1 protein-coding gene is annotated in these 3,312 nt (G+C 72.6%); it reads right to left on the bottom strand.

What is annotated here, in order from left to right; translation table 11 throughout:
• Positions 1 to 3,312, bottom strand: a 3,312-nt coding sequence (locus ABZ374_RS48300) for an SDR family NAD(P)-dependent oxidoreductase (protein ID WP_360325151.1), incomplete at both ends; no start/stop codon positions are given.

The raw sequence follows: 3,312 nt of genomic DNA, 5'->3' as shown, positions 1-3,312 counted from the left end.
GGTTCCGCAGATCCACCGCCAACATCGAATCGAACCCGAGATCCTTGAACGCCCGCCCAGCGCCCACCACCTCACCCGACTCGTGACCCAACACGCCGGCGGCGACCCCGCGCACCAACTCGACCAGCTCGCGTTCCTGTTCGGCGGGCGGCAGCGCCGCGATGCGCCGAGCGAGGGCGCTGCTCTCCCGGTCGTCTCCCGCCGCAGGCAGGTCGATCCGGCGCTTGGCCGCCCGAACCAGGCCGCCGAGCATCGACGGCAACCGCCCTGCGGCGGCTCCGCTGCGCAGCGCCGCGGCGTCGAGACGGATCGGTACGGTCAGGGCCGGGGTGGTCGGAGCGAGGGCGGCGTCGAAGAGTGCGAGCCCCTGCTCCTCGGTGAGCGGCACGATTCCCGTCCGAGCCAGGCGGGCCGTGTCGCCGTCGTCCAGGTGTCCGGTCATCCCGCTGGCCGTCGCCCAGAAGCCCCAGGCCATCGAGGTGGCGGGGAGCCCGTCCGCCCGGCGGATGTGCGCGAGGGCGTCGAGATACGTGTTCGCCGCCGCGTAGTTCGCCTGCCCGGGACCGCCGAGGATGCCCGACGCCGAGGAGAAGAGCACGAAGGCGGAGAGGTCGAGATCGCGGGTCAACTCGTGCAGGTTGACCGCACCGTCCACCTTGGACCGCAACACGGTGTGCAACCGCTCGTCGGTCAACGCCTCCACCAGGCCGTCGTCCAACAACCCCGCCGCATGCACGACACCGGTCAACGGCCCCTGAACATCCCCCAGCACGCGGGCCAGCGCATCCCGGTCGGCCGCATCACACGCCCGCACCGACACCGACGCACCCAGCGCCGTCAGCTCCTGCCTCAACTCGCCGGCCCCCGGCGCCTGTTCACCCCGACGGCCGAGCAACACCAGACTGCGCACGCCGTGCCGCGCAACCAGATGGCGCGCCACCAAAGCGCCCAACGTGCCCGTACCGCCGGTGATCAGCACCGTGCCGACACCGAACGACGATTCCGCTACGCCCGCCTCGACGACCTGTCGAACCAGACGCGGCACCAACACGGTGCCCCCACGAACCGCGACCTCTCGCTCGCCGCACGCCAAGGCCCCGGACAATCCGGAAACCCAATCCCCGCCCGCCGCATCGCCATCGACGTCGACCAGCGCGAACCGGTCCGGATGCTCCGTCGCCGCCGACCGCACCAGACCCCACACCACCGACGACGCCACATCCGACACCACCGACCCGGCCCCCACCGCACCCCGAGTCACCACCACCAGACGCGACCCCACAAAACGCCCGTCACCCAACCACCCCCGCACCACCGACAACACCCCCACCGCAACCGCATGCGCGGCCTCGGCATCCGGGAAGGCCCCGGCCGGGTCGCCGACGCACGGGAGCAGGACGGTCGCGGGAACGGAGCTGCCCGCGTCGAGCGCGGCCGTCAGGGCGGCGAGGTCCGGGTAGCCGGTCGTCGTCGGGTTCGTGCCGGCCGATCCGAACGGATCGCGGCCGAGCACGACAACCTCCGCCGGCGCGTCGGTCGGCTCCGCGGGGGCCGCCGGTACCCACTCGACGGCGTACAGCGGCTCCTTGGCGCCGACCGCGTCGCGCAGTTGCTCCGCGTCGATCGGTCGCAGGGTCAACGCAGCGATCCGGGCGAAGGGGCGACCGTCGGTGTCCGCGAAGGCCAGCGCGACGGTGTCCGCGTCGTGCCGGGTGATCCGTACCCGCGCGGCGGACGCGCCGGTCGCGGACAGGGCGACCCCGCTCCACGAGAACGGCAACCGCAGCCGGCCGTCGTCCGCACCGGGGTGGCCCGCCGTCACGATGGCGTGCAACGCGGCATCCAGCAGCGCCGGATGCAGCCCGAAGCGCGCGGCCTCCTCCCGATGTTCGGCCGGCAGCGCCACCTCGGCGTAGACCTCGTCGCCGAGGTGCCAGACCGAGGTGAGCCCGCGGAACACCGGACCGTACTCGTAGCCACGCGCCGCCAGATCCGGGTAGAACCCGTCCAGGTCCATCGACCGAGCCCCGACCGGGGGCCAGACGCCATCGGCATCGGAGACCTCGACAACGGTGGACGACTCGTCCCGATCCACGAGCCGACCGATCGCGTGGCAGGTCCAGTCCGCCCCGAGGTCCTCATCGCCGGTCCGTGAGTGCACCGACACGGCCCGGCCGCCCGCCGCATCCGGCGCGGACACCACGACCTGGACCACCACGGCCCCCTGCTCGGGGACGGCCAGCGGTGCCTGCAGCGTCAGTTCGTCCACCCGGTCGCACCCGGCCGCCTCGCCGGCCCGTACGGCCAGTTCCACGAACGCCGCGCCAGGCAGCAGCACCGTCCCGGCGACCGTGTGATCGGTCAGCCACGGCTGCGCGGACAACGACAGCCGCCCGGTCAGCACCACGCCACCATCCACGGTCGACACGCAGGCCCCCACCAAGGGGTGCTCGGTGTCCCGCAGCCCCACCGCTCCGAGGTCCCCGCGTACCCCGGGAGGGGCCTGCAACCAGTAACGGCGACGCTGGAAGGCGTAGGTCGGCAGCTCGCCGGCCACGGTGTCCCGAGCGCGGTCGCGGTCACCCTCGCCGTCTCCGTCGTGCAGCAGCGGGGCCCAGTCGACCGCGATGCCGTTCACGTGCGCTTCGGCCAACGCGGCGGTGAAGCGGTCCGGACCGCCCTCGCCACGTCGTAGCGTGCCCAGGACGACCGCTTCGGCCTCGGCCGACTCGACCGTGCCCTCCACCGGCGTGGTGAGCACCGGGTGGGCGCTGGCCTCGACGAAGGCGTCGAAGCCCTGCGCCAGCAGCAGCCGCACCGTCTCCTCGAACCGCACGGTCTCGCGCAGATTCGTGTACCAGTACTCCGCGTCCAGAGCGGCGCTCTCCACCCGCTCCGCCGTCACCGTCGAGTAGAACGGGACCGCCGGCGCCATCGGTTCGAGGTCGCCCAGTTCCGCAAGCAACCGCTCCCGAATCGACTCCACCTGCACCGAATGCGACGCGTAGTCCACCGGGACCCGACGCGCCCACACACCCCGCGCATCACACTCCGCAAGCAACTCGTCCAGCGCGGCCGAGTCACCCGCCACCGTCACCGACGCCGGACCGTTCACCGCCGCCACCGACACCCGACCCTCGAACGCGGTCAACAACTCCGCCACGTCCACCCGCGGCAACGACACCGACGCCATCCCGCCCGAACCGGCCATCTCCAAAATCGCCCGGCTCCGCAACGCCACAACCTTCGCCGCGTCCGCCAGCGACAACGCACCCGCCACACACGCCGCAGCGATCTCACCCTGCGAATGCC

It is taken from the genome of Embleya sp. NPDC005971 (assembly GCF_040629175.1).
Taxonomy (GTDB): Bacteria; Actinomycetota; Actinomycetes; order Streptomycetales; family Streptomycetaceae; genus Embleya.
This window is presented reverse-complemented; position numbering and strand designations above follow the sequence as displayed.